Source organism: Acinetobacter tjernbergiae DSM 14971 = CIP 107465 (assembly GCF_000374425.1).
In the GTDB taxonomy this organism is placed as follows: Bacteria; Pseudomonadota; Gammaproteobacteria; order Pseudomonadales; family Moraxellaceae; genus Acinetobacter; species Acinetobacter tjernbergiae.
This window is the reverse complement of the sequence record NZ_KB894362.1, coordinates 22060-46743: the sequence shown is the minus strand read 5'-3', so window position 1 is coordinate 46743 and position 24684 is coordinate 22060. Positions and strand designations below refer to the sequence as shown.

The 24684-nt window shown below is 39.9% G+C and carries 20 protein-coding genes and 2 pseudogenes; 18 read left to right on the top strand and 4 right to left on the bottom strand.

All coding sequences use genetic code 11. From position 1 onward, the window contains the following. Window positions 1-6 precede the first annotated feature (6 nt). From C502_RS0108925 to C502_RS0108910, 4 genes are all read right to left on the bottom strand, one after another. Complete coding sequence (locus C502_RS0108925; RefSeq protein WP_018678493.1) at window positions 7-1959, bottom strand: family 2A encapsulin nanocompartment cargo protein cysteine desulfurase; 1953 nt, start codon at window positions 1957-1959, stop codon at window positions 7-9. Further along, window positions 1934-2866, bottom strand: coding sequence for a family 2A encapsulin nanocompartment shell protein (locus tag C502_RS0108920; RefSeq protein WP_018678492.1), 933 nt, complete (start codon window positions 2864-2866; stop codon window positions 1934-1936). Before C502_RS0108920 ends, C502_RS0108925 begins: the two co-directional genes overlap by 26 nt. Before the next feature lie 248 nt (window positions 2867-3114). After that, complete coding sequence (gene epsC, locus C502_RS0108915; protein WP_018678491.1) at window positions 3115-4053, bottom strand: serine O-acetyltransferase EpsC; 939 nt, start codon at window positions 4051-4053, stop codon at window positions 3115-3117. A gap of 61 nt (window positions 4054-4114) precedes the next feature. After that, window positions 4115-4624, bottom strand: coding sequence for a rhodanese-like domain-containing protein (locus tag C502_RS0108910; protein WP_018678490.1), 510 nt, complete (start codon window positions 4622-4624; stop codon window positions 4115-4117). A gap of 385 nt (window positions 4625-5009) precedes the next feature. Here C502_RS0108910 and C502_RS0108905 point away from each other — a divergent pair, with 385 nt between their 5' ends. The 18 genes and pseudogenes from C502_RS0108905 (at window position 5010) to C502_RS18205 (ending at window position 24669) form a co-directional block, all read left to right on the top strand. Next, complete coding sequence (locus C502_RS0108905) at window positions 5010-6368, top strand: LLM class flavin-dependent oxidoreductase (RefSeq protein WP_018678489.1); 1359 nt, start codon at window positions 5010-5012, stop codon at window positions 6366-6368. 89 nt (window positions 6369-6457) lie between these two features. After that, the gene (locus C502_RS0108900) at window positions 6458-7507 is read left to right on the top strand and encodes an NADP(H)-dependent aldo-keto reductase (protein ID WP_018678488.1); all 1050 of its coding nucleotides are present in this window, start codon (window positions 6458-6460) and stop codon (window positions 7505-7507) included. 467 nt (window positions 7508-7974) lie between these two features. Beyond that, entirely contained in the window at window positions 7975-8166 is a 192-nt protein-coding gene (locus tag C502_RS0108895; protein ID WP_018678487.1) for a hypothetical protein, read from the top strand. A gap of 61 nt (window positions 8167-8227) precedes the next feature. Further along, a complete protein-coding gene (locus C502_RS0108890; protein WP_018678486.1) occupies window positions 8228-8719 on the top strand; it encodes a hypothetical protein in 492 nt (163 codons plus the stop codon). 530 nt (window positions 8720-9249) lie between these two features. Next, the gene (locus tag C502_RS0108885) at window positions 9250-10797 is read left to right on the top strand and encodes a porin family protein (RefSeq protein ID WP_018678485.1); all 1548 of its coding nucleotides are present in this window, start codon (window positions 9250-9252) and stop codon (window positions 10795-10797) included. Window positions 10798-10821: 24 nt separating this feature from the next. Further along, on the top strand, window positions 10822-11883 hold the full coding sequence (locus tag C502_RS0108880; RefSeq protein WP_018678484.1) for an ABC transporter substrate-binding protein: 1062 nt from the start codon (window positions 10822-10824) through the stop codon (window positions 11881-11883). 73 nt (window positions 11884-11956) lie between these two features. Next, a pseudogene (locus tag C502_RS18210) lies at window positions 11957-12472 on the top strand (MFS transporter); the annotation flags it as partial. A 41-nt stretch (window positions 12473-12513) separates the two neighbouring features. Further along, window positions 12514-13353: an ABC transporter permease gene (locus C502_RS0108870; protein WP_018678482.1), complete on the top strand. Its 840-nt coding sequence runs from the start codon at window positions 12514-12516 to the stop codon at window positions 13351-13353. Window positions 13354-13365: 12 nt separating this feature from the next. Then, window positions 13366-14163 (top strand): ABC transporter permease, encoded by a 798-nt coding sequence (locus C502_RS0108865; protein WP_018678481.1) that lies wholly within the window; start codon window positions 13366-13368, stop codon window positions 14161-14163. A gap of 11 nt (window positions 14164-14174) precedes the next feature. Continuing rightward, on the top strand, window positions 14175-15227 hold the full coding sequence (locus C502_RS0108860; protein WP_018678480.1) for an ABC transporter substrate-binding protein: 1053 nt from the start codon (window positions 14175-14177) through the stop codon (window positions 15225-15227). A gap of 30 nt (window positions 15228-15257) precedes the next feature. After that, entirely contained in the window at window positions 15258-16088 is an 831-nt protein-coding gene (locus tag C502_RS0108855) for an ABC transporter ATP-binding protein (RefSeq protein WP_018678479.1), read from the top strand. A gap of 39 nt (window positions 16089-16127) precedes the next feature. Beyond that, entirely contained in the window at window positions 16128-16985 is an 858-nt protein-coding gene (locus C502_RS0108850) for an ABC transporter permease (protein WP_018678478.1), read from the top strand. Between the two features lie 13 nt (window positions 16986-16998). After that, complete coding sequence (locus tag C502_RS0108845) at window positions 16999-18027, top strand: ABC transporter substrate-binding protein (RefSeq protein ID WP_018678477.1); 1029 nt, start codon at window positions 16999-17001, stop codon at window positions 18025-18027. A gap of 137 nt (window positions 18028-18164) precedes the next feature. Next, window positions 18165-19292 carry a sigma-54 interaction domain-containing protein gene (locus tag C502_RS0108840; protein WP_018678476.1) on the top strand — a complete coding sequence of 376 codons (1128 nt, stop codon included), beginning with the start codon at window positions 18165-18167 and terminating at the stop codon, window positions 19290-19292. A 198-nt stretch (window positions 19293-19490) separates the two neighbouring features. Beyond that, a complete protein-coding gene (locus C502_RS0108835) occupies window positions 19491-19706 on the top strand; it encodes a TOBE domain-containing protein (RefSeq protein WP_004654121.1) in 216 nt (71 codons plus the stop codon). A 71-nt stretch (window positions 19707-19777) separates the two neighbouring features. Continuing rightward, entirely contained in the window at window positions 19778-20602 is an 825-nt protein-coding gene (locus C502_RS0108830) for an ABC transporter ATP-binding protein (RefSeq protein ID WP_018678475.1), read from the top strand. A 178-nt stretch (window positions 20603-20780) separates the two neighbouring features. Next, the gene (locus tag C502_RS0108825) at window positions 20781-21713 is read left to right on the top strand and encodes a TauD/TfdA dioxygenase family protein (protein WP_018678474.1); all 933 of its coding nucleotides are present in this window, start codon (window positions 20781-20783) and stop codon (window positions 21711-21713) included. A gap of 490 nt (window positions 21714-22203) precedes the next feature. Next, a pseudogene (locus C502_RS18205) lies at window positions 22204-24669 on the top strand (acyl-CoA dehydrogenase). Window positions 24670-24684: the final 15 nt, after the last annotated feature.

Genomic DNA, 24684 nt, shown 5'->3' with positions numbered 1-24684 from the left:
GAGTGATTAGGCACTGCGTTTGTTTCTGGTCAGTTGATGTAAGACTGATACCAGCAAATCAATTTCTTCAGTGGTGTTATAAAAGGCCAAAGAGGGACGTACGGTCTGTTCCACACCAAAACGACGCAAGATTGGCTGAGCGCAATGATGCCCAGAACGCACTGCAATCCCATGCTGATTCAGTGCTTTACCCACTTGCTCAGTAGAATAACCTTCAAGAGTAAAGGACATCACACTGGCTTTATTTCTGGCTGTACCAATTGGTCTCAAACCTGCGACGCTGCTTAACGCATGCTGGCCATATTCCAGCAAGTCATGTTCATAACGAGCAATATTATGAATACCGAGGCGTTCCACATATTCCAGTGCTGCACCGAGACCCACGGCATCGGCAATATTGCCTGTGCCTGCTTCAAACTTATTGGGCGCGGGTTGGTAAACTACTTGTTCAAAGCTCACATCCTGAATCATATTACCGCCGCCTTCCCACACTGGCATCGTCTCTAGGATTTCGGGCTTGGCATAGACAGCTCCAATCCCTGTCGGCCCAAACACTTTATGTCCAGAGAAGACAAAGAAGTCGGCATCAATTGCTTGGACATCGGTTGGCATATGTGAAACCGATTGAGCACCATCAACCAAGACTCGCACACCTTTGGCATGCGCGATTTTGATGACCTCAGCGACAGGTGTTACCGTACCTAAGGCGTTGGATACTTGGGTAATCGAGATCAGTTTAGTCCGTTCATTGATCAGTTTTGGCAGTTCTTCCAAAATGATTTGACCCGTGTCATCCACAGGAATGATGCGAAGTTTGGCACCGACTTTTTTGGTCAGTTGGAACCAAGGTACGATGTTGGCGTGATGCTCAAGGTGAGACACAATGATTTCATCACCTTCACCAATATTCTGTTCACCCCAGGTCTTGGCAATCAGGTTAATCCCTTCAGTGGTGCCACGAACAAAAATGATCTCTTTGGATGATTTTGCTCCAATAAAACGAGCCACCACATTACGCGCATGTTCATAGGCATCGGTTGCACGTGCTGCCAGTTCATGTGCAGCACGATGAATATTGGAATTTTCATGCTGATAAAAATAGGCAATACGATCAATCACGCTTTGAGGTTTCTGCGTGGTCGCTGCATTATCAAACCAGACCAGAGGACGGCCATTGACGCGTTCTTGCAGAATGGGGAAGTCACGACGGATCGCTTGAATATCCAAAGGTTGGGCTGCGTTGGCTACAAACTGTGGTTGTGAAGGTTGATAATTACCATAACCTGTGTTGCTTTGTGGCAAATCTAAAAAATAGAAACCTGTAGAGGCAGGACTTTGGGGGTGAGCTGAACTAGGATGATCTTGCTGCAACAAGCTTTTTAGCGCATCGCCATGTGGTAATTGAAATGATTGTGCAGTCGCAAAACTGGCAGCATCAAATTCAGAACTTGATGTGCTAGGTGCTGCAAAATCATTTAAAAAATAAAATGGTGAAGCCTCACTTGCAGATGGACGAGAAGGTTCAACCAAAGGCACATTTGGTGCACTATGAATGGCCTGTGGAAAATTCGGTTCAATCGGTGGGCGAGGTAAGTTCGCCCCACCGACTACTGGCGCAGAGGCAATGGCACGACGTTCAGGATAATCGGGATAGTTTGGAATATGCTCAGGATATTCAGGATTTAAACTTTTTTCATAAGCAATATTGGGCACACGTCCACTCAGTGCTGCCAAAGGTTCAGCAGGTTGAGGTTGATGCGGTGGTGTTCCAATCGGTAAGTCCAAATTCAAACCAGACGAATGACCACTACCTGAGCTTGGCAGTGCAGCAAAAAATTCAGAGGCAAGCCTTGAAAGTGTTGCTTCATCTGGGAAGTTGGACGGTGGGCGGCTAACACCGACCACTTCAGAACCTGTTGGACTACCGTTTAGATTACTTGTAGTTAACTGGGTAGTCATGATATTTGTCCACCTCCACATCTTCGAGTACAGCCAACGCATCCTCAGTCAATACCGCCAAAGAGCAGTACAGTGAGATCAGATAAGACGCAATCGCATTGCGATTGATGCCCATGAAGCGTACTGAAAGGCCCGGAGATTGTTCGCCAGCTAAGCTTGGTTGGAATAAACCAACTACCCCCTGACGTTTTTCGCCAACACGTAATAACAGGATTTTGGTTTTACCATCTTCGACTGGAATTTTATTCGAAGGGATCAGTGGAACACCGCGCCATGTGATGAACTGTGAACCAAATAAGCTTACGGTTGGTGGTGGTACACCACGACGGGTACATTCACGGCCGAATGCAGCAATGGCATCTGGATGTGCAAGGAAGAAGCCCGGTTCTTTCCAAACTTTACGTAATAAATCATCAAAATCATCTGGTGTAGGGGGACCACTTAACGTTGAAAGTCTTTGTTCGTCTGCCACGCTCGCCAATAAACCATATTCAGGGTTATTGATCAGCTCACTTTCTTGGCGTTCTTTAATCGTTTCAATGGTTAAGCGTAATTGTTCTTTGATTTGATCATGTGGGCTGCTGTAAAGATCAGCAACACGGGTATGGATATCCAAAACAGTAGAAACACCATTTAAGAAATATTCACGTGGTTGCGCATCATAATCTACAAAGGTTTGTGGCAAAGTTGCTTCATCACGTTGCGTACAAGCGACTTGAATGTCGTCTGTATTACTGACACGGTTGACGCGATAAATACCTGCTTCAACAGGTAACCATTGCAATAAATGTGTGAGCCATCTCGGAGTAATCGTTGAAAGTTGTGGAACAGTCTTGGTCGCATTGGCAAGCTGTCTAGCTGCATGATCTCCAAGTGCAAGTTGGACTTTATCGGTGGTTTTTGCCATGAATAAATTTTCCTATTGTGTTTGGCTTTGTTAATAAAAAGGTTGATTTTATTTCAGTAATATTTAATGATTTATTTAGTTAGACTAGAGAGTATTTATCATTTTTAAAAATATTATTATGAGATAAATAATATTGAATTATTATCTTATTACTCATAAGAATATATTTATAAAAAATAAATATAAGTTGTGAATATACGTTATTTATTTCAGCGCTGATTACTGACTCCATTCCATATTTCATTTGATTAAACTTTGCTGTTATGTATGGATTCACTTGGTGATTGTAAAATTTGACTACCTGCTGCAACGCTGTAGGTCAGCCAGACATTTCCACCAATCACTGAACCTTTACCAATCGTGATACAACCCAATATGGTTGCACCTGCATAGATCACTACATGGTCTTCAACGATTGGATGACGTGCATAATCTTTTTTTAATGCGCCATCCTCATTCAGTTCAAAGCGTTTTGCACCCAACGTGACAGCCTGATAAATGCGGACGAATTCACCAATCACTGAGGTTTCACCGATGACGACACCCGTGCCATGATCGATAAAGAAACCTTTGCCAATTTGTGCACCTGGGTGAATATCAATTCCTGTCGCTGAGTGTGCTAACTCAGAAATAATCCGTGAGAGTAGCGGTACACTGTGATAGAGCTGATGTGCTACGCGATGATGGATAATCGCTAAAATACCTGGATAGCAAAGTAAGACCTCGTCTACACTATGTGCTGCGGGATCACCTTCATAAGCGGCACAGACATCTGCATCCAACAAGCGACGGATATCAGGCAAGGTATTAGCAAAGTCTTGTACGATGGTGTGTGCCAAAGCAATTTGCTGTTCGTACAGCAGACGTTCGTTGCTCGAAACAGGAATGGGTTTGACTCGACTTTTGGCTTCGTAATTTAAAGCCAACTTGACCTGTGCAAACAGTTCATTCAAGACACGATCAAGGGTATAAGCAATATAGTAATCCTCTGTTTCCTGTCGTAGATCACTGGGTCCAAGTCGCATTGGAAATAAAATTCCACATAAATCATCTAGAATTGTTTTGAGCGCTTCTTTAGATGGAAGTTCACGCCCACCGAATTCTTTGACGCGATGTTGGCGTTCTCTCCATTCATGCCGTGCTTGTTGTAAGCCTTCGACGACAGGCTGTATTTTCCATTGGCTCACGCGAGTTCCTTGCAAGACGAGGTCTTAGATAAAAATCGTAAAATGGGTGCTTAAAACAGCATTAATCTTGTAACCAAGGTAACTGATGGGTTCGCCAGCCATTCTGTTGATTCCGTTGTTGCTGTTCATTTAAATCGCCTTCAAAACCTTCCAGTACGTTATAGACTTGAGCAAAACCTGCGCTATATGCAGCTGTTGCGGCGAGGGCCGAACGTTTGCCACTACGACAGAGTAATAAGATGGTTTTATCTTTTCCGACTTTGCTATCGAGTTCTTTTAAAAAGCGAGGATTGCGATTAAATGAGGTTCCCGTCGCCCATGCGACATGAATACTTTCAGGTACATAACCGACAAACTTGCGTTCTTCATTAGTCCGTACATCGACTAAAACCGCATAGCCTTGTTCAACTAAAGACCAAGCTTCTGTTGGCGGAATACTACCTGTAAAATCAAGCTCATTTTCTTCAGCATATTGTTGTGCACGGTGTAAACTTTCTTGTAGATTTTTTGATAGACCGTCCGCAGTCGAATTGGACTCTGCGACTTGAATTGAATCAAATTGAGCATTCATTTTTTAACCTTTAATACATCAGTGAGATGATTTTTTTATCTTATGACTGTTTTTATATGGAGTGAAATAATCAAAATTTATTTATATATCTAATAAAGATAAATAAGCAGGTTTTATTGGCTGATTAGGAATATAACGAATGAGAGGGTGAAATATTAGTAATAAAGCTGCTATTAATCATTAAAATAGCAAAGCATATATTTAAAAGAATGAAGAATGTTGATTTTAAAGCATAGATTCAACAAAAGACTGCTTATTATTAAACATGCTAAAATTAAAATAAATCTAAGCATCTGATTTAAATATAATAAAATTATGGCATCCAATTTGTATTGTGAATAGTGAACGTTTAATTGTGTTTCTAACAACAAATTTGGAGTAAAACATGAGTAGAAAAATTCGGTTAGGTGCCTTTATTCCTGCAACTGGACAGCATGTTGCTGCGTGGCGGCATCCTGAATCTCAGCCAGCAAAAGTGGTTGATTTTGATTTCATTAAAGAACAAGTGCAACTTGCTGAAAAGGGGCTTTTTGACGCTTACTTCTTAGCCGATGGTTTGGCTGTAAATTTTGGTCAGGCTGAAAAAAATGGTTATAGCGATAAAGTCGCAGGTTTTGAACCTGTCACATTATTCGCGGCTTTATCTACTGTGACCAAGCATATTGGCTTTATTGCAACAGCATCTTCCACCTATGAAGAACCCTATTTATTAGCACGTAAATTTGCTTCACTAGATCATATTAGTCATGGTCGAGCAGGTTGGAATGTGGTGACCTCTGCCTCTGAATCTGCGGCTGCCAATTTTGGTTATGAGCAACAAATTCCACACGCTGAGCGTTATGAACGTGCTCAAGAATATGTCGAACTCATTAAAAAGCTTTGGGATAGTTGGGAAGATGATGCCTTTATTCACGATAAAGAATCAGGTGTATTTTACGATCCTGAAAAAGTTCATAACCCAAACCATAAAGGAAAATATTATGCGGTGAAAGGGGCATTAAATGTGCCACGTACTCCGCAAGGCTATCCAGTTATTGTACAGGCGGGACAATCTGGGCCTGGACGTGATTTGGCTGCACGTTATGCAGAGGTGATTTTCACGGCTAATCAGAAGTTAGAAGATGCTCAAGAGTTCTATCGAGATGTCAAAAGCCGTTTAGCTAAGTATGGTCGTTCTGCTGATGAATTGTTAATTTTACCTGGGGTATCTGCATTTGTTGGGCGGACACCTGAAGAAGCACGGGCTAAATATCAACAGTTAACCGATTTAATTCATCCTGAGGCTGGCTTGGCTTTGTTGAGTGGTTTAAGTGGTGGTTTTGATTTTTCTGCTTATGATCTTGATGGACCATTTCCTGAATTAACAGAAGGTCAAGGCATGGTCAGTCGCCCAGCGCTCATTGCCGATATTGCCAAGAAAAATAATTTTACCATTCGTCAACTTTATGAGTGGATTGCGGGCGCACGTGGCCATTGGCAATTGATTGGGACACCTGAACAAATCGTTGACCAATTACAAGAGTGGTTTGAAAATGAAGCTGCGGATGGCTTTAATATTTTGCCGCCAAGTACGCCTGCTGGTTTAAATGATTTTGTGGAATTGGTGGTGCCTGAATTGCAGCGTCGTGGTTTGTTCCGTACTGAATACGAAGGGACAACGTTACGTGAAAACTTAGGTTTAGCACGTCCAGAGAACCAATATGTGTTAGAAAGACAAACAGCCGAAAAAAATAAGGCGAGTTAAACGATTTAATCCTTAAATAAAGCTGATCTAAAGGTAATGGTGGCTGAAAGACGGTCACCATTTTAAGCAAATGATGTACTGAGAGAAATATGCAATATAGAAAATTAGGTCAAACTGATATTGATGTCAGTGTCATTGCTTTAGGTACAATGACATGGGGTGAGCAAAACTCGGAAGAGGAAGCACATGCCCAATTAGATTATGCAATCGAACGTGGTGTGAATCTGATTGATACGGCGGAAATGTATCCTGTTCCGCCTAAGCCAGAGACACAAGGTTTAACTGAGAAATATATTGGTACTTGGCTCAAGCAATCGAAAAAACGTGATCAAGTATTAATCGCAACTAAAGTGGTTGGTCCATCTCGAAAGCTAACACAAGCGACCCATTTTCGTTCAGGGCAAACCAAACTAGATCGAGCGAATATCGAAGCCGCAGTCAATGATAGTTTACAACGATTACAAACGGATTATATTGATTTATATCAACTGCATTGGCCAGACCGAAGCACTAATCACTTTGGGGAACTGGGTTATAGCCATGTTGAAAATGAAGATACCGTACCGATTCAAGAGACCTTAATCGTCTTGGCTGATTTAATCAAAGCAGGCAAGGTTCGTCATATTGGTTTATCAAATGAAACGCCTTGGGGTGTCAGTCAGTTTTTGAAATATTCAGAAAATTTAGGCTTGCCACGTGTGGTTTCCATTCAAAACCCGTATAGCTTATTGAATCGTAGTTTTGAAATTGGCAATGCAGAAGTCGCAATTAGGGAACAGGTCGGTTTGTTGGCTTATTCACCTTTGGCATTTGGCGCTTTGACAGGTAAATATTTGGATGGTGCTCAACCAGCAGGTGCTCGTCTAACGTTATGGGAGCGTTTTGCACGCTACAAAAATCAAGCCTCTGAAGATGCAATTCGCCGTTATGTCGAACTTGCACGACAACACCAATTAGATCCTGCTCAATTGGCATTGGCATATGTGAATAGTCGGCGTTTTGTGACCAGTAATATTATTGGCGCAACCAACTTGGATCAACTAAAAACCAATATTGATAGTATTGATCTCGAACTCGGTGATGAGCTTATTCAAGCGATTGAACAGATACATTTGTCTCATCCGAATCCAGCGCCTTAATTTATACAACCATTTTTTGTTCAGGACAGTTGAGTAAATCCAACTGTCTTTTTTTATTTTAGAGTAAAGGGAATTTTAGTGAATCATATTCCTCATGGTTAACTTCTGATTTATAAAAATATTCAGTTCCTGTATTAAAATTGCCTATGTTAATGTATTTCTCTTTTAAAAATGATTTTCTCTAGGTATAAAAATCAACCATGAGGAATATTATTCCGCAAGATACTACTGCACAGCAGTGGAACGAGGCAACGAGTAGGTAGGGATGGAACTATCCGGCATTGGGGGGAGCTGATCCATACTGGTGCGGCAGTAAACCTGTTTAATAGATATATGTCTAAATAAGGTGGCTCTATATGGTTGAGTTAAAAGTTTCTGCGGATGATGACGTGATGTACCTATTTTAGCGTGTAGTAAAACATCTGCAAGCGTCTTATAGGTACTCCAGTGGTGAGGCTATTCAACTTGTGAATGATTATTTTGCTAGCTTTACTAGCCCGACTTTCTGTGACGAGCATGCTATACCTGTGCAAGATGATGATTTTTTCTGTCATATTGAGGCTTTAGGTATGGCAGATCGTGTTCAGTATTACCAAGGGTTAAAAAACTTACCAGACGAGCGAGCATTTATTGATTGGCAAAGAAGTGTTCGTGCTTAATTTAGATGATTAAATGGTAGTTCTAATAGAAAGATTATAACTGGTTGCCAGGACAGTGAAAATGAACTCAAAAAATATAATTTGTACCCTGTGTGGAAATGAGATTCAGAGCGGTCAGCCTAGATTTTATTTTCCAAGATTACCTCCAAATCATCCGCTTGCTGATGTGCAAGGAATATTGCATGTCTCTTGCTTAAAGGAGGCAGACGGTCCAAGAAAAATAGGAGAGAGTCTTGCGAAAATTGCGAAAGACTTGGCTATCCATTCTCAATCTGTGCCTCTTATTTCTTGGGATGGAAATATAGTTTTACGTGATCATCTAGATGAAAGTAGAATAGAAGTTCTTGATTTTGAAGACTTCTGTGAAATAAGTATTCCACGCTCTATTTTGGGAAAACTTCAAGCTGCAAGACTAGGTGAGTCAATAGTCCTTGGAATGCAGATACTGCATATTACACAAGATGGGACCCTAGAGCTAGAGTCCAAGGCTCCTCCCTTTGTAGTTTGCTTATCTGCACTGGGTTTAAGCCGATTACAGCAGCTTGTAGAATAAGCTCAAGCAAGCGTAGGGCGAATTTATTGCCTCGTTCCACTGTGTATGGTGGGTTCTTGTGGAATAATATTCCTCATGATTGGTTTATGATGTTAACTAAAATTTGTTCAACTCACTCATAAACCTGTTTATCTCACGCTACGATTATTCGGTGGATAAACTTCCCCTTTTGCCGATCTATACCTTAAACGTTCAACAATCATGATACATGCACTCATTTCCCATGAGCTTGACTTTATATCTAAAAATAAGAAATAAAAACCTTTAAATATGATGTTTTGATATAAGCAAGGTGTTGATTTTCCAACACTACATCAACAGATAAAAAGATCTAAAATTTTATTTATATTATAAAAAACAATAACTTGGTTTTTGGCACGACCCTTGCAAAATACTCAGCATGGTAGACACAAATACCGATTAACTTGGCTTAGGAGTGCATGATCGTGATTTTACGTTGTTGTATGAAAACTTAATTCTTTCTCTTTTCTCATTCGAAATTTTACAGCGTGATTGTTTCCCAGTCATGTATGGGATTTTTTTACAAAAATTTTAGCGTTTTAGTTTTAGGGGTTTTATTGGTGAAAAAACATCATCTTTCATTGTCAATTACATTGAGTTTGGCAACACTTTTTGCAAGTGGCGCAGCACAAGCTGCCGAAAATGCGGACACGACATTGGCACAATTGCAAGCGCAATTGACTGCTCTACAGCAACAAGTCAATGTGTTAAAACAAAAAAAACAGGTTTCAGGTGAAGCAGGTGAACAAGAGCAGTTGACCACTCAACAGGATGGCGAGGCACAGGCTGAGGCTGAAAGCACGGAACATAGCTTCGCAACCCAGAGCGAACTGGAAGGTTTCCGAACTGATCTCGAAAACTATAAATATGATGATGCACGTCAATATGAACGTAGCACGGTAAAAGCAACACGTGATACGAATTTGTATGGAACTGTTCAGGTTCGTGCACAGGCACAAAGTACTGATACAACTTCGGGTAATCCAGCACCTAATTCAGCTCGTCGCAATACTTTTGATATTCCAACTGCATTGATTGGTGTACGAGGGAATTTATACAAAGATTATAAGGAAGGGAAAAACTTAGATTATCAACTTTCCTTTAGTTATGGCAAACGCACAGGTACAGCGGGCAGTGCCAGCGACCTGAATCTTGCAGATGCATTCCTCCGTTATAACTTTACTTCGACCAATGGCGGTCCTGAAATTCCACGTTTGAATGTGACTTTAGGTCAACAACTGATTCCATTTGGTTTAGATCCGCAGTCTCCTGAAGATTTACGTCCAACCATTAACGTTGCAACAGGTTTGGCGCAACTGGGTTTATTCAACCGCCAAACAGGTTTGGTTGTTCGCGGTGATGTGAAGCCATTTGTAGATTATTCAGCAAATTATCGTGCGCCATTATTTGAATATGCTTTAGGTGTGATCAACGGTAATGGCACCAATAAAGTCGATGACAATGAGAGTAAAGACTATATCGGTCGTGTTGCTTTTACATTGCCTGTCGATTATGCGAGTTGGTTACGTGAGTTGAAGTTTGGTGCATCTTATTTGAAAGGCAGTAAAAACGTTTCTTCAGGTACCACCGTGCTGGATAAAGATGGTCGCAATGACCGTTTAGGCTTCGATATTTATTATAACCATGCGCCTTTTGGGATTACCTATGAATATGTCAAAGGCTTAACTGACTATGCAACAGCAGCAGGCAATACCTCAGAGGTGAAGTCTGAAGGTCATACAGCAACAGTGTTCTATACCTTAGGTGATCAATTTTATAACAGTGTGAAATCAGCTGCAAAGTTTGATGACTTTTGGCCTAAATCTATTCAAACCTTCTACCGCTATGACACTTATAACCCAAACAAAAGTGCTGATGTTGTCAGTATCGCAGGAAATGGTCTAGGCAAAGTTGATATTCATACCCTTGGTTTCAACCTGTTTTTTGCACAAACCACAAAATTCCAATTTGGGATCAATCGTTGGACTTATGACCATAAAACGGCGACCCAAAAAGACTTTACTGAAGCACAAGCTCAGTTCCAGTACACCTTTTAATTTTTTAGTATGAGTAATAAGACGATGACATTTAAGAAACATTCATTGATCAGTGCGGCGGCTGGCTTATTGGTTGCGACAAGTTTTTCTGCATTTGCCCAAAATCCAACGGAAATTCGTCTTGGTGTGCCAGGTGCAGGGGTAGGTGGTAAACCTAAAGTTGGTTATTCCTTTGTTGCCTCTGCGCATCTACGCGGAGTCGTCGAAGAAGAATTTAAGAAAGATGGCATCAAAGTAAAATGGATATTTTTTCCTGGTGCTGGTCCTGCTTTAAATGAAGCCTTAGCCAATGGAAAAGTAGACTTTGGTGCAGGTAATGGTGATTTACCAGCTATTGTTGCACGTTCGACAGGTTTAAAAACCAAGCTGTTATTTACAGCAGGTCGTTTTGGTCCTGTGTATTTTACGGTTCCAGCAGGTTCAAGTGCTAAAAGCCTTGCTGATTTAAAAGGCAAAACCATTTCAGTATTTAAAGGTACGAACCAACAACTTATTTTAGGTCGTTTGCTGCGTAAATATGGCTTCACGGAAAAAGATTTCCGTGTCATCAGTCAGGATAGCTATTCTGCTCAAACCTCTTTAGCGACTGGCGATATTGATGGAACGATTGCCAGTCCGTGGTCACTTGAAGCGCGTGGTGTAGCCAAACGTGTGCTCGAAATTCGTAAAGATCCAAACTTGAATGGCCCATTACTGTTCTGGGTAACAGACGATTTTGAAAAAAAATATCCAGCAGTCGTACAGCGTGTTGTGACTGCATTGATCAAGCAAGATCAATGGAGCTCGGATGAAAAGAATCGTGATGTGCAATACAAATTATGGTCTCAGAGTGGAACAGCATATTTAGATTGGAAAAAGGATTGGGATGATTACGCACTGAAAGATCGTAATACGCCATTCTTTGATGATTATGCAGTGAACTCTCTCAAGAAATCTGTTCAACAATCCCTTGATTACAAATTGATTCGTCGTCCTGTCGATGTTGATTCATGGATCGAGCCAAAATACCTCAACAATGCAATTCAAGAACTGAAATTAGAAAACTATTGGCCAAAATTTGATGTGAATGGTAACCGCAAAAAATAAGTAGAACTGAGCTAAGGGCGTGTTCCTTAGCTCTAGTTTATCTCGGTATTCATCAAGTTTTAGGAACAAGTACATGAGTCAGGAATCAGTTGCTCCAGTCGAATTAGGTCAATTCCGCTTTGTATTGGGTTTTATTGCATTAGCGTTATGTGCAGGACTGGGAATTGGGATTGCCAAAATTGTGACTTCATTATATGCGGTGCAATTACAAGCAACTGAATTTGAAATGGGATTGATTGCAGCAGTTCAGAGTCTTGGAATTTTATTAATTGGTCTTCCGATTGGATTGTTAGTGCAGCGTTACGGTCCAAAAAGAATGTTCGTGATTGGTAGTTTTTTAGCGGCATTGGTCTATCTCACTGTGCCATTTTACCAAAATGTTTGGTATCTGATCTTATGTACATTCCTTGTTGGTTTATGTATGCCGATGCGATTTGTGTCACTCAACACGGTGTATATGCAGCATCTGAAAACCATTGGTGCTGCAAAAGCAGGTTGGTTTAGAGGGACACATATGATGGGTTTCTTTTTGGTTGGGCCATTACTGGCGGTGAGTTTGGTTGAGGGATCGGGGTTCTCAGGAGCGTACATCAGAAATTGAAATGTATTCAGAAATAGAGGGTCAATAAAATGAGCACTTTAGAGAGTCAGTTAGAAAATGACCAAACGTGGCAATGGACGAGTTTGACGCCATATTTTAAACAAGTGGCAACTTGGTCAGCACGTATTTTACTCGGTTTGGTTTTGCCTACGCTGTTATTGGCTTTTTGGCAATATGTCTATCATAAGCAGTGGTTACCTGAACAAATTTTACCAAGCCCAGCACTGGTTTGGCAGACCACATTGGAGCTCATAGACACACATGAGTTACAAGACAACTTGTTGATTAGCCTAAAACGTGTGGGATGGAGTGTGTTGTTAGGCGGTGGAGCAGGCTTGGCGCTTGGCTTTGCCATCGGTTTATCTCGGATCGCACATAAATTTATTTACCCAACCTTCAATTTAATTGCTCAATTTCCTGTGATTGGCTGGATTCCACTTTTAATGATTTTTCTTGGCATTGAAGAAAGTTTGAAAATTGCCGCGATTTCATTGGCTGTATTTGTTCCTGTTTTAGTCGCAACCTATCGTAGCGTATTGAGTGTGCCAGCACATTTATTAGAAGTATCACGTGTGTATGCGTTCAGCCCTTGGCAAACGTTTCGACGGGTTATTTTACCTTCTGCATTACCCAACATTGTCAGCGGTATTCGTCAAGGGACGATGCAAGCGTGGTTATCCTTAGTTTTTGTAGAGTTATTGGCGAGTAGTGAAGGCATTGGCTATCTGATTGTTTGGGGTCGTCAGTTGATGCAGCCAGATATTATTTTTATGACGGTTATTGTGATTGGCATCGTTGGTTTTAGCTTGGATCACATTTTAGGTTGGATTGAGCGTTTCTTTAGCCAATGGCAACGCAGTGCATTCTAAGGAGGATTGAATATGTCAAATACAACAGCTTTAAAAAGCCAAATTAAAAAAATAGATATTAGTCACTTGCAGTTTTACGGTTTGGTCTTGCCGATTGGTTTTGTCATTCTTTGGGCACTGGCTTCAAAGCTAAATTGGGTCAATCCAAAATTGATTCCTGCACCAATTGAAGTGGTACATATTGGGCTTCAACAGATCCAACAGCAAGAGTTTTGGGTGGGTTTAGCTGCAAGTTTATTCCGTGATGTGACGGGTTTTGTGATCGGTAGTGTACTTGCCATTATTTTTGGCATTGTCGTTGGTGTATCTCGTTGGGCGAATTATTTATTTTTACCAAGTTTTAATGTACTGCGCCAAATCTCCTTATTTGCATGGCTGCCACTCATTACCACATTTTTAGACTATGGCAACGTCGCAAAGATTTTATTCATTGTCCTTTCGGTTTTTTATCCCGTGGCGTTGCATACCATTGATGGTGTGAGACGTATTCCGTTGAATCAATATGAAGTAGCGAAAGTCTATCAATTCAATGCTTGGCAAACACTCAGCAAATTGATTTTACCTGCCGCAGCACCGCAAATCTTCTTAGGTTTACAACTTGGTCTTATTTTCGCTTGGGTCGCAACCATCGGTGCTGAATTCCTGTTAGGGAGTTATGGCGTTGGACTCGGCAACATTGTGATTCGTGGGCGTGCCGCTTTGGATGTTGGTTTGATCATATTCGGTTTAATTGTGATTGGCTTTATTGGTGTGACTTGGAACAGTTTAGCCAATGCTGCTGAACGTCGCATTCTTGTCTGGCGACGTTAGGAGGTATTCAAATGAAAAAAATACAAGGTCTTGGGCAATATTTAAACCGTCATTTTAAACGGGTTGGGCAGCTTAGTTTATTTGGTCTGTTGACTGTGACTTTATTGGCATGCAGTAAAAATCCAGAGCCTCAAGCAAATGGCATCCATGAACTGCGTTATCAGTCATTAACAGGTGTGGTGACATTGCCTGAACTGGCTGAGGATTTGGGCTATTTAGGCGACGTTAGACTTAAATATGTAGGTAGTGTTCAGGGTGGGCCACAGGATTTACAAGCTTTGACGACGGGTGATGTTGATGTCGCAACCGCCTTTGATGGTGCGATCATTAAGTTGGCTGCGGCTGGAATTAAAATCAAGTCGGTGGTTGCATCCTATGGCAGCGATGATAAAAGTTGGGTGGGCTATTTTGTACAGGAAAATAGCCCAATTCACTCAGCACGAGATTTAATCGGTAAAAAAGTCGCAGTGAATACTTTAGGTGCGCATTATCAATTTGTTCTAAAAGACTATTTGGCACGTGAAGGTTTGACTGATGATGAGATTAAACAAGTCGAATTTGTTGTCTTACCCCCAGCCAATACAGAGCAGGCATTACGTGCAGGACAGATTGATGCAGCGGCTCTAGTTTCTATTTTTCAGGACAAAGCTTTAGAACGTGGTGGTTTGAGAAAGTTAATTTCAGACACGGATTTGTATGGCAGTTTTACCGCTGGAAGCTATGTCTTTACTGAAAAATTTATTAAAGAACATCCTGAAGTCGTCAAACAGTATGTCACTGGTGTCGCCAAAGCAGTGGAGTGGACGAAACAAACACCTCGTGAGCAGGTACTTGCACGTTTCAAAAGCATTATTGAAAAAAGAAAGCGCAATGAAAGCGATGCACTCATGCAGTACTGGCATAGCTATGGTGTGGTGAGCAAAGGTGGCCTGTTAAATGCAAAACAATACCAACGCTGGATTGATCTATTTGTAAAACAAGGGCAATTCAAACCCAATCAAATCAATGCAGATAGCCTATTCACCAATCAATTTAACCCTTATTCAAACGAAAAAGCACAGTAATGAATAAGTAAAACTGACAGGAGATTTCGGATGACAACTAAATTAAAACTTGAAAATGTTTATAAATCATTTGCAGCAAAAAAAGTAAAAGGCGCGAAAACTCAAGCCGAAGAGTTTGTTGCTGTTGAAAACTTATCTTTAGATGTAAAAGCAGGTGAGTTTGTTGCCATTGTTGGTCCAAGTGGTTGTGGTAAATCAACGTTATTAGACCTATTGGCAGGTTTGACCACCCCCACTTCAGGACAAATCACTATTGATGGGCAAGCAATCAAAAAACCGGGATTGGATCGCGGTATTGTCTTTCAGCAATATGCTTTATTCCCTTGGCTGACAGCATTGCAAAATATTGAATTTGGCTTAGATGCCAAAGGTATCGCCAAAGATGAACGTTATGTGATTGCAAAGTATTTTCTGAACTTAGTCGGGCTTTCTGAGTTCGAGCATCATTATCCAAATGAACTCTCTGGTGGCATGAAACAGCGCGTTGCAATTGCTAGAAGTTTAGCTTATGACCCAGATATTTTATTGATGGATGAGCCTTTTGCTGCACTAGATGCGCAAACGCGTGAAACCTTACAGGCTGAATTGGTCAAAATCTGGCAGCAGACAAAAAAAACCATCATCTTTATTACCCATAGTATTGATGAAGCGATTTATCTAGGACAACGGATTGCCATTATGACCTCTCGTCCTGGGCGTATAAAGCAGGTGATTGAAGTTCCAGCAGAATTAAGAAGTGATCAAGACGATGTACGTTCAAGCCCTGAATTTAGTCAGCTTCGTCATCATATCTGGACTTTATTGCGTGAAGAAGTCTTGAGAGCACAGGAACAAGAAAAGCAAAATCAATTGGTTGCCTAACTTAGCGTTTTAAAGCATTGAAAAGAATCAGAGGTTATTATGTCGAGTTCAAAAGATACATTCGCATTTCCAAAAACGATACCGCCAGCGGTGGCGAATCCATCCAAAAAGTGGAATGCTTTTTGGGCTGAATTAAACCTAACGTGGTTATCCACGACGTTTAAGCGTTCAGCAGCTATTTTAGTCTTTTTGGCGATTTGGGAAATTGTGCCACGGATCGGTTTAGTTGACCCTGCATTTCTACCCGCATTTTCCACGGTTTTGGTGAGTGGTTGGAATTTAATTCAAAATGGTCAATTGCTGACACATTTACAAGCCAGTTTAATTCGTTCATTTAGTGGTTTTGTCTTAGCTATTCTGGTGGCGATTCCGTTAGGTCTTGCAATCGGTTGGTATACACGCTTTTCAGAATTTCTAAGCCCTTTATTGGAAGTGTTTAGAAATACTGCCGCTTTAGCTTTACTTCCAGTTTTTATTTTATTTCTAGGCATTGGCGAAAGTTCAAAAATCGCTTTAGTCACTTATGCCTGCACATGGCCAATCTTATTAAATACGATTAGTGGCGTGCGTAATGTTGATCCACTATTGATCAAATCTGCACGAACGATGGGTCTTAACTCGATTCAACTATTCCGTAAGGTCATTTTACCTGCTGCCATTCCAACGATCTTTGTAGGTGTTCGTTTAGCGGGTTCTTTCTCGGTATTGATGTTGATTGCCGCAGAAATGGTCGGTGCAAAAGCAGGTTTAGGTTATCTGATCAACTATGCACAATACAATTTCCAAATCCCAGAAATGTTCTTTGGCATCATCAGTATCACGACAGTTGGGCTGTTATTTAACTATAGCTTGTTGTTCATTGAAAAGCGTTTAACCGCTTGGAAATCTGATCGATAGGGAGCGTATATTGATGCAACATCACAACTGGAAAAAGAATTTAGTTCATTTCAGTGCAATCGTCGCTCTTCCTGTACTTTTACTTGCATGTACAAAACCATTACCCGAGTCCAAATTGCCAAGGGCGGATGGTTTAGAGTCTTTGGAATTTAAATATCTAGGTTCACCGGGTGTGGTGACACCTTTGGAACTTGCTGAGGATTTAGGTTATCTAGCACCGATAAAGTTAAGCTATCAAGGCGTATCTACGGGTGGACCACAAGGAATCCAATCGGCTTTATCAGGGGATAGTGATATTAGTAGTCCCAGTTTTGCGGGTTCAGCTGTGAAAATGGTGGCAAGCGGTGTACCGGGAACAGTCGTCATCGCATCATATGGCACTTTTGACGATCCTTTTGCTGGTTATTATGTCCAAGAAAATAGTCCAATTCACTCGGCACGAGATTTAATTGGCAAGAAAATTGGGACAAATATTCTTGGTGCTCAGGTTGACTATATGCTCAAAGCGTATCTTAAACAGGGTGGACTAACTCAGGAGGAAATCAATCAAGTGACATTGGTTGTGCTGCCTCCGGGCTCGTCTGAGCAAGCTTTACGCAGTGGACATGTGGACTTAGCACCTTTAGGCGGCCCAGCAATTGAACGTGGTGGTGTACGCCGCCTTTATCGAGATTATGAAATTGTAGGCGATCTCACCACAGGCACGTATGTGATGGCAAATCGTTATATTGCTGAGCATCCAAATACAACGCGTAAAGTAGTGACAGGAATTGCTAAAGCGATTGAATGGTCCAGACAAAGAAATCGAGATGAAGTGATTGCACGCTTTGAACAGATATTGGAAAAGCGTAAACGCCCAGAGAATAATGCAATGCTGAAATATTGGACGAATTGGGGCATTCCAAGTCAAGGCGGACAATTTCAAAATCATGATTTTAAGATTTGGGTCGATAATCTCATTGCTGAAGGACAATTAAAATCGAATCAGATTGATTATAAAAAAATATATACCAATCAATATAATGAATATAGTCCGAATTAAAACCCTTTTTAGGCTGAATTGATTTAATTTGATTGCTATTTTAATAAATAGAAATAGCAAAGGTATTTTTTTGATTTCTATTTCATAAAATACTCATGCAAGATGGCTTCTTATTTAGAAAATAGGGGAGTAAATGCATGTCATTCATTACTTATCCACAAAATCATACTTTGACGCGTACAGAACGTGCAACAGCGATGGTCTTTGAAGATTCAAAATCTAGAGAATTATTGGATCGTATTGCACAAATTGCACCGAGTGAAGCGAGTGTCCTGATTATTGGTAATACAGGCACTGGAAAAGAGCTTGTTGCACGTCAAGTCCATATGATGAGTCAGCGTGCTCAAGGTCCTTTTGTGGCGGTAAACTGTGGTGCATTTACTGAATCATTGGCTGAAAGTGAATTATTCGGACATGAAAAAGGAGCATTTACGGGGGCAATCAACAGCAAGGCTGGCTGGTTTGAAGCTGCCAATCATGGCACTTTATTCTTAGATGAAGTGGGAGATTTATCACCTGCAATGCAAGTTAAGCTTTTGCGTGTATTGCAGGAGCGAGAAATCGTTCGGGTAGGGTCATTAAAACCGATCAAACTTAATGTCCGTGTTATTGCGGCAACCAATGTTCATTTAGATGAAGCAGTGCAAGCTGGCAAGTTTAGAGAAGATTTATTCTATCGTTTGAATGTTGCTTTGCTTAGAGTCGTACCACTTTCTGAACGTCCAGGGGACATTCTTCCTCTGGCGAATTATTTTATTGCCCAATATTGCAAGCGTCTAGGTTATCCACTGGCGAGTTTAAGCCCAAGCGCGGTGCAGAAACTATTGACCTATAGTTATCCAGGGAACATCCGAGAGTTGGAAAATGCAATTCATCATGCGCTATTAGTATGTAAAAATCATCAAATACAACCCACCGATTTTTGCTTTGCTTCCTTGTCGAATAATTTGAATTTACGACAAATCTCAGACTTAGAGAAAAGTACACAAACGATTCCACGGACAGATTTATTACCAAAACAAATGCTACAGCATGCTTTACTGAATCTCTTTGAATCTTCGCATGCGTTAAAAAATGAAAATTTAGATCGGATGATTGAAGAAGCGACCATTCGGATTGCCTATGAATATTGTCATCGTAATCAAGTGCAGACCGCAAAATTATTGGGGGTGAGCCGTAATATTGTTCGGGCACGTTTAGTCAAATATGGTTTGGTGGGTAGCGATAAAGTCGTCAATATTATGTTAGAAGAGTTATTGAATTGATCGAGTAAAATAAATGGGTGACTTTAAGTCACCTTTTTATTTAACGACATTTACTTTGCTTAAAAATGAATAATAAATGATTTAAAATAAATATAGTTTTTTAATAAAAAAATATCAAAAAATAATAGTTCTAAATATTTACCCATTACTTAATATGAGTGTATTCAATTTAATTTCAAAAGTGGTCAGTGGTGAAGTATGAGTATTCCTCAAATTAATGTGCGTAATCAATTCCGTGGTGTTGTAAAAGAAATTATTGAAGGGAGTGTTGTATCTGAAGTTGATGTGGAAACACCAGCAGGTGTATTTACTTCTGTGATCACAACACGATCTGTTAAAAATCTAAATCTTGAGTTGGGTAGTGAAGTGATTGTTTTGATTAAATCAACAGAAGTTGCACTGGCAAAATTATAGAAAATATATAATTCAAATATAATAAATAGTGAATTTATTATATTTGGATGTTCTGTGTTTAGGGGCTAAATATGACATCTATAAATGTCGGATCTGTAAAAATAAATCACTTAAATAAATCCTATGATCATCATAAGGAACATTCACTCAAAGTTTTGGATGATATTTCCTTAGATATTAAAGCGGGTGAATTTATCAGTATTGTAGGAAGTAGTGGTTGTGGTAAATCAACATTATTGCGATTGTTGGTAGGTTTGGATGATCAATTTGAAGGAAAGATCTTGGTTGATGGTCAAGCAATTGATGGAACGAGTTTAGAACGTGGCATCGTGTTCCAAGATCATCGATTGTTTCCTTGGTTAAATGTGATAGACAACATCCGCGTAGCTTTATTGAATAGTCAGTTAACGTTGGAAGAGCAAAACAAACTGATTGATGAACATATTGAGTTAGTTGGTTTAACTAAATTCAAAGAAGCTTTTCCTGCACAACTTTCAGGCGGGATGAGTCAACGTGTTGCGATTGCGCGAAGCCTGATCAATCGACCTAAAATTCTATTGCTGGATGAACCATTTGGGGCACTAGATGCACTCACTCGTGCCAATCTACAAAAGGAATTACAGCGCATTTGGCAAACCGAAAAAATCACCATGATTATCGTGACTCATGATGTTGAAGAAGCCGTTTTTCTGGGTGATCGGGTCGTCGTGATGCAACCAAATCCAGGACGAATTAAACGGATTGTACCTGTGAGTTTACCGCATCCACGTGTACGTGAAGATGTTCGACTTTCTGCAATTCGTAATGATATTTTGACTGATTTTAGTCACACCTTAGAAGATCATTTAGTGATTCCTACAATAAAAGATTTTAATCAATTTCAGTTTGCTTGGTAATACCAAGTAAACTATTTTTATAATCATAAAAAAGACTAAATTAATATCAAAAACTTGGTTTTAATTTTCTTAAAAACAAATATATTTAAATAAATCATCTTGAATAGGTGAGTCGAATTTATTTAATAGAGACCAACTCTTTTAAAAATTTAATTAATTTATTTTATTGGGAATTAAAATGACAGCTCTTACTCAACTTTCTGCTGCAATCGAAAATGCCCCACGTTGGCATGAATATAAAAAACATACTTTAGATACCGTAAAAATCACTCCAATTGAGGGCGCACTTGGGGCGGTTGTAACAGGTTTGGATGCTAGTAAACCATTGAGTGGGGAGGTAATCTTAAAGCTTAAAAAAGCATTATATGAACATCTGATTCTTGTTTTTAAAGCACAAGACCTTGAAGATAACGACTTACTCGCATTTGCGAGTTATTTTGGTGGTATTTTCCGCCCACCAACAGATGTTCCTGTACTTGCAACGCGTAATGATACCAATTCACCACCTGATATTGTGCCAGTATCAAATGCTGTGGGAGAAGGCGATTATACGGGGCATGGTGAACTCACTCCACATAGTGATCATCACTGGACACCGCAGCCTTCTAGTGGTTCATTGTTATATGCGCTTGAAATACCTAAAGATAGTGGGGAAACCAGTTGGTATAACACGGTACAAGCTTATGAAGATTTAGATCAGCAAACCAAAGATGAAATCGAAGGATTACAGTTGATTACCTATAATCCTTTTCTACGTTTAAAAGATAAAAGTCCAATTCCTAAATATCGTTTTTCTGATCAACCCATTTTGGGTGCAGCTTTTCCACATCCTTTGGTGCGGACTCATTCTGAAAGTGGAAGACGTGGTATCTATTTGGATGCACAGACTGAAGTTGAAGTGGTCGGTTATGATGACCAAAAAGGTGCTGCACTCATCGAACATTTGAGAGCGCATATTGTGCAACCTAAATATCGTTATGAGCATCAATGGGAAGTGGGTGATATTGTGTACTGGGACAATCAGTTGACTTTACACTCACGTACCGCCTTTCCTGCCGAACAGCGTCGTTTATTAAAGCGTGTAAGTTTGGCTGGTGCTCGACCATTTTAATGTCCGTAAATTTTTAAAATTAATCTGATGAGTATATATTCATCAGATTAATCATGATGATTTAAACTTTGAATAGATTGAAAAAAGAAGATGAAATATAAATTTTTTATTCAATCACTCAGGTTTAATAGAGATAAGCTAAACTCATTTTTTAAATTGATTTTCTGTTTGTTTTTTTAGTTGAATTTTGAATATTAAGTCATAAATTAAGCTATTTATGCCTTGAATAATAAAAGCTTTAGATTTATATAAAACTCGTATTTTGTTCAATTGATTTCTATTGTTGTTTATTATAAAAACATGATTTTTTTAGTGTATTCGTTTTGTGTTGATGCAATTCTGTAATGATTAGTAGCCAATTAAAAAAATATCAATCTGATCTGTAGAATAAAAATTCACGCTTTTTTCACTTATTTCCATCTAAGTTCAAACATGAAGTCATTCAAATAAATCATTTTTCTCAGTTCAAGTTGAAGGCAAAGGAGTAACTATGATTCTCGTATTGATATTGCTTAGCTTGTTGATTCAGTTTGTTGTGTTATGGGCTGTATTTTATTTCGAACTCAATCGAACAATCGGTAGTATTGTTGCTATCGCCACAGCTATTCTCTGCGCGATTTTTATTACGCCGTGGAGTTTAGTGGTTGGTATTCCCATCATTTTAATGAGTATCATTTTACTTGTTGCACCATTACGTGAAGCTTTAATTGCTAAACCTGCATTTAATATTCTTTCTAAAGCGATGCCTAGCATGAGCATTACAGAAAGAGAGGCTTTGGAAGCAGGTACGAGCTGGTGGGAAAAAGAATTATTTATGGGAGCACCTGATTGGCGAAAGTTCAATCAATATCCTTATCCAAAACTTTCTGTAGAAGAATAATCCTTTCTAGATAATGAAGTTCAACAACTTTGCGCTATGCTTGATGAATGGAAAATTCAGCACAAAGATAAAAATTTACCTCCTGAAGTTTGGCAGTTCATTAAATATAAAGGCTTTTTAGGACTAATCATTCCAAAATCATTTGGAGGGAAAGAGTTTTCACCATTTGCTCAAAGCCGCATTATGAGCAAGATAGCATCGCGTTCATTGACTGCTGCAGTGAGTTGTATGGTGCCCAACTCGCTTGGTCCGGGTGAACTATTACTCCATTACGGTACAACTGCACAGAAGCAACGTTATTTACCCGGCTTAGCGAATGGTACAGAAATTCCTTGCTTTGGCTTAACTAGTCCAGAAGCTGGTTCTGATGCAGGCGCGATTCCAGATACAGGTATAGTCTGTTATGGGGCTTATCAAGGACAAGAAGTTCTTGGTCTAAAAATGAATTTTTCTAAACGATGGATTACGCTTGCACCGATTGCAACGGTAATTGGTTTGGCATTTAAGTTGTACGATCCAAATGGTCTATTAGGTGATAAAAGTAAAAGCGAATATGGCATTACCTGTGCACTAATACCTGCAAGTCATGAAGGGATAAAAATAGGTGCGCGCCATAATCCTGGTGCGCCATTTATGAATGGAACCGTGGAAGGAACAGACATTTTTATTCCAATCGACTGGATTATTGGTGGTCAACAAAATGCAGGTAAAGGTTGGCGCATGTTGATGGAATGCCTTGGCGTTGGTCGTGGTATTTCTTTACCAGCATTGGCGACTGCTGCGGGTGAGATGAGTTACCTTTTAGTGGGTGCATTTGCTAGCGTTCGACAACAGTTTAAAGTGTCAGTTGGGCATTTTGAAGGTGTGCAAGAGGCAACCAGTGATATTGCCAGTGATGCCTATATGCTTGAGGCATTTAGATATATGGTGACTTGTGGTTTAAATCAGGGCGGGACTCCAGCTGTCATGACAGCTATGGCAAAATACTATGCGACTGAAACCATGAGAAAAGTGATTAATCATGGTATGGATGTTGTTGGTGGGCGTGCAATTCAGCTAGGGCCACGTAATTTTCTGGCTTTAACTTACCAATCTATACCTGTTGCAATTACGGTAGAAGGGGCAAATATTCTTACGCGTTCTTTGATGATTTTCGGTCAAGGTTCCATGAGATGCCATCCGTATTTATTTGAAGAACTGCAATTATTGCAATCAGATGATAAAACGAGTGCACTAAAAAAATTCAATACCTTGTTATTTAAACATCTTGCTTATACTTTTAATCGTGCTGCCAAAGCGCTTGCATTTGGTCTTACAGGGGGCAGTAAACAGGGCTCTTCAGCAGCTGATGATTTCTCAAAACCATATTATGCAATTATCAATCGGATGAGTGCTGATTTTGCTTTGACGGCAGACATGGCATTGGGAATATTGGCTGGAGATTTAAAACGTAAGGAAATGCTTTCAGGTCGTTTAGCGGATATTCATGCCTATTTATTTATTGCAACAGCGATTCTTAATTATTATGAGCATGGACAAAGAACTGAGTCAGATCAAAAACATGCAGAATTAGCATTAACTAAGGCTCTCTATAATGCTCAGGAAGCATTCTTTGGATTCTATGAAAATTTCCCTGTGAAAATTGCTGCGACATTGGTGAAATTAATCAGTTTCCCGTTTGGTCGACCAGTCACAAAGCCATCGGATGAACTTAAACAACAAGTTGCTCAATTACTGCTAAAAGAAAATTCTTTTAGAGCGGAATTGAAAAAACATGTTTATTACACAACCGATGAAACAGATGTGATGGGGCGCATGGAATCAACCTTCCAAATGTTGCTAACATTGCAACCGCTTTGGGATAAGTTTAAAAAAGCTGAATCGAAAGATCAGTTTAAGGGGCTGACTTTTGAGGAACATATTACAGATGCCGTTGCAGTGGGTTTTATTACTGCAAACGAAGCGGAACAGCTTTTAAAATATAACGCTAAACGCTACGACAGTATGCTGACTGATATATTTGATGAGCATTTAGAAAATGACTTGCCTCTTGAAAACCCTCATTTGAAAAGTTAGATAAGGTGATCAATA

Bases quoted from the DNA above. Each gene is read 5' to 3' on its own strand.
- C502_RS0108840 (WP_018678476.1), top strand. From the start codon at position 18,165: ATGTCATTCATTACTTATCCACAAAATCATACTTTGACGCGTACAGAA.
- C502_RS0108860 (WP_018678480.1), top strand. From the start codon at position 14,175: ATGAAAAAAATACAAGGTCTTGGGCAATATTTAAACCGTCATTTTAAA.
- C502_RS0108910 (WP_018678490.1), bottom strand. From the start codon at position 4,624: ATGAATGCTCAATTTGATTCAATTCAAGTCGCAGAGTCCAATTCGACT.
- C502_RS0108925 (WP_018678493.1), bottom strand. From the start codon at position 1,959: ATGACTACCCAGTTAACTACAAGTAATCTAAACGGTAGTCCAACAGGT.
- C502_RS0108845 (WP_018678477.1), top strand. From the start codon at position 16,999: ATGCAACATCACAACTGGAAAAAGAATTTAGTTCATTTCAGTGCAATC.
- C502_RS0108835 (WP_004654121.1), top strand. From the start codon at position 19,491: ATGAGTATTCCTCAAATTAATGTGCGTAATCAATTCCGTGGTGTTGTA.
- C502_RS0108890 (WP_018678486.1), top strand. From the start codon at position 8,228: ATGAACTCAAAAAATATAATTTGTACCCTGTGTGGAAATGAGATTCAG.
- C502_RS0108830 (WP_018678475.1), top strand. From the start codon at position 19,778: ATGACATCTATAAATGTCGGATCTGTAAAAATAAATCACTTAAATAAA.
- C502_RS0108920 (WP_018678492.1), bottom strand. From the start codon at position 2,866: ATGGCAAAAACCACCGATAAAGTCCAACTTGCACTTGGAGATCATGCA.
- C502_RS0108885 (WP_018678485.1), top strand. From the start codon at position 9,250: ATGGGATTTTTTTACAAAAATTTTAGCGTTTTAGTTTTAGGGGTTTTA.
- C502_RS0108870 (WP_018678482.1), top strand. From the start codon at position 12,514: ATGAGCACTTTAGAGAGTCAGTTAGAAAATGACCAAACGTGGCAATGG.
- C502_RS0108850 (WP_018678478.1), top strand. From the start codon at position 16,128: ATGTCGAGTTCAAAAGATACATTCGCATTTCCAAAAACGATACCGCCA.
- C502_RS0108880 (WP_018678484.1), top strand. From the start codon at position 10,822: ATGACATTTAAGAAACATTCATTGATCAGTGCGGCGGCTGGCTTATTG.
- C502_RS0108825 (WP_018678474.1), top strand. From the start codon at position 20,781: ATGACAGCTCTTACTCAACTTTCTGCTGCAATCGAAAATGCCCCACGT.
- C502_RS0108865 (WP_018678481.1), top strand. From the start codon at position 13,366: ATGTCAAATACAACAGCTTTAAAAAGCCAAATTAAAAAAATAGATATT.
- C502_RS0108855 (WP_018678479.1), top strand. From the start codon at position 15,258: ATGACAACTAAATTAAAACTTGAAAATGTTTATAAATCATTTGCAGCA.
- C502_RS0108905 (WP_018678489.1), top strand. From the start codon at position 5,010: ATGAGTAGAAAAATTCGGTTAGGTGCCTTTATTCCTGCAACTGGACAG.
- C502_RS0108900 (WP_018678488.1), top strand. From the start codon at position 6,458: ATGCAATATAGAAAATTAGGTCAAACTGATATTGATGTCAGTGTCATT.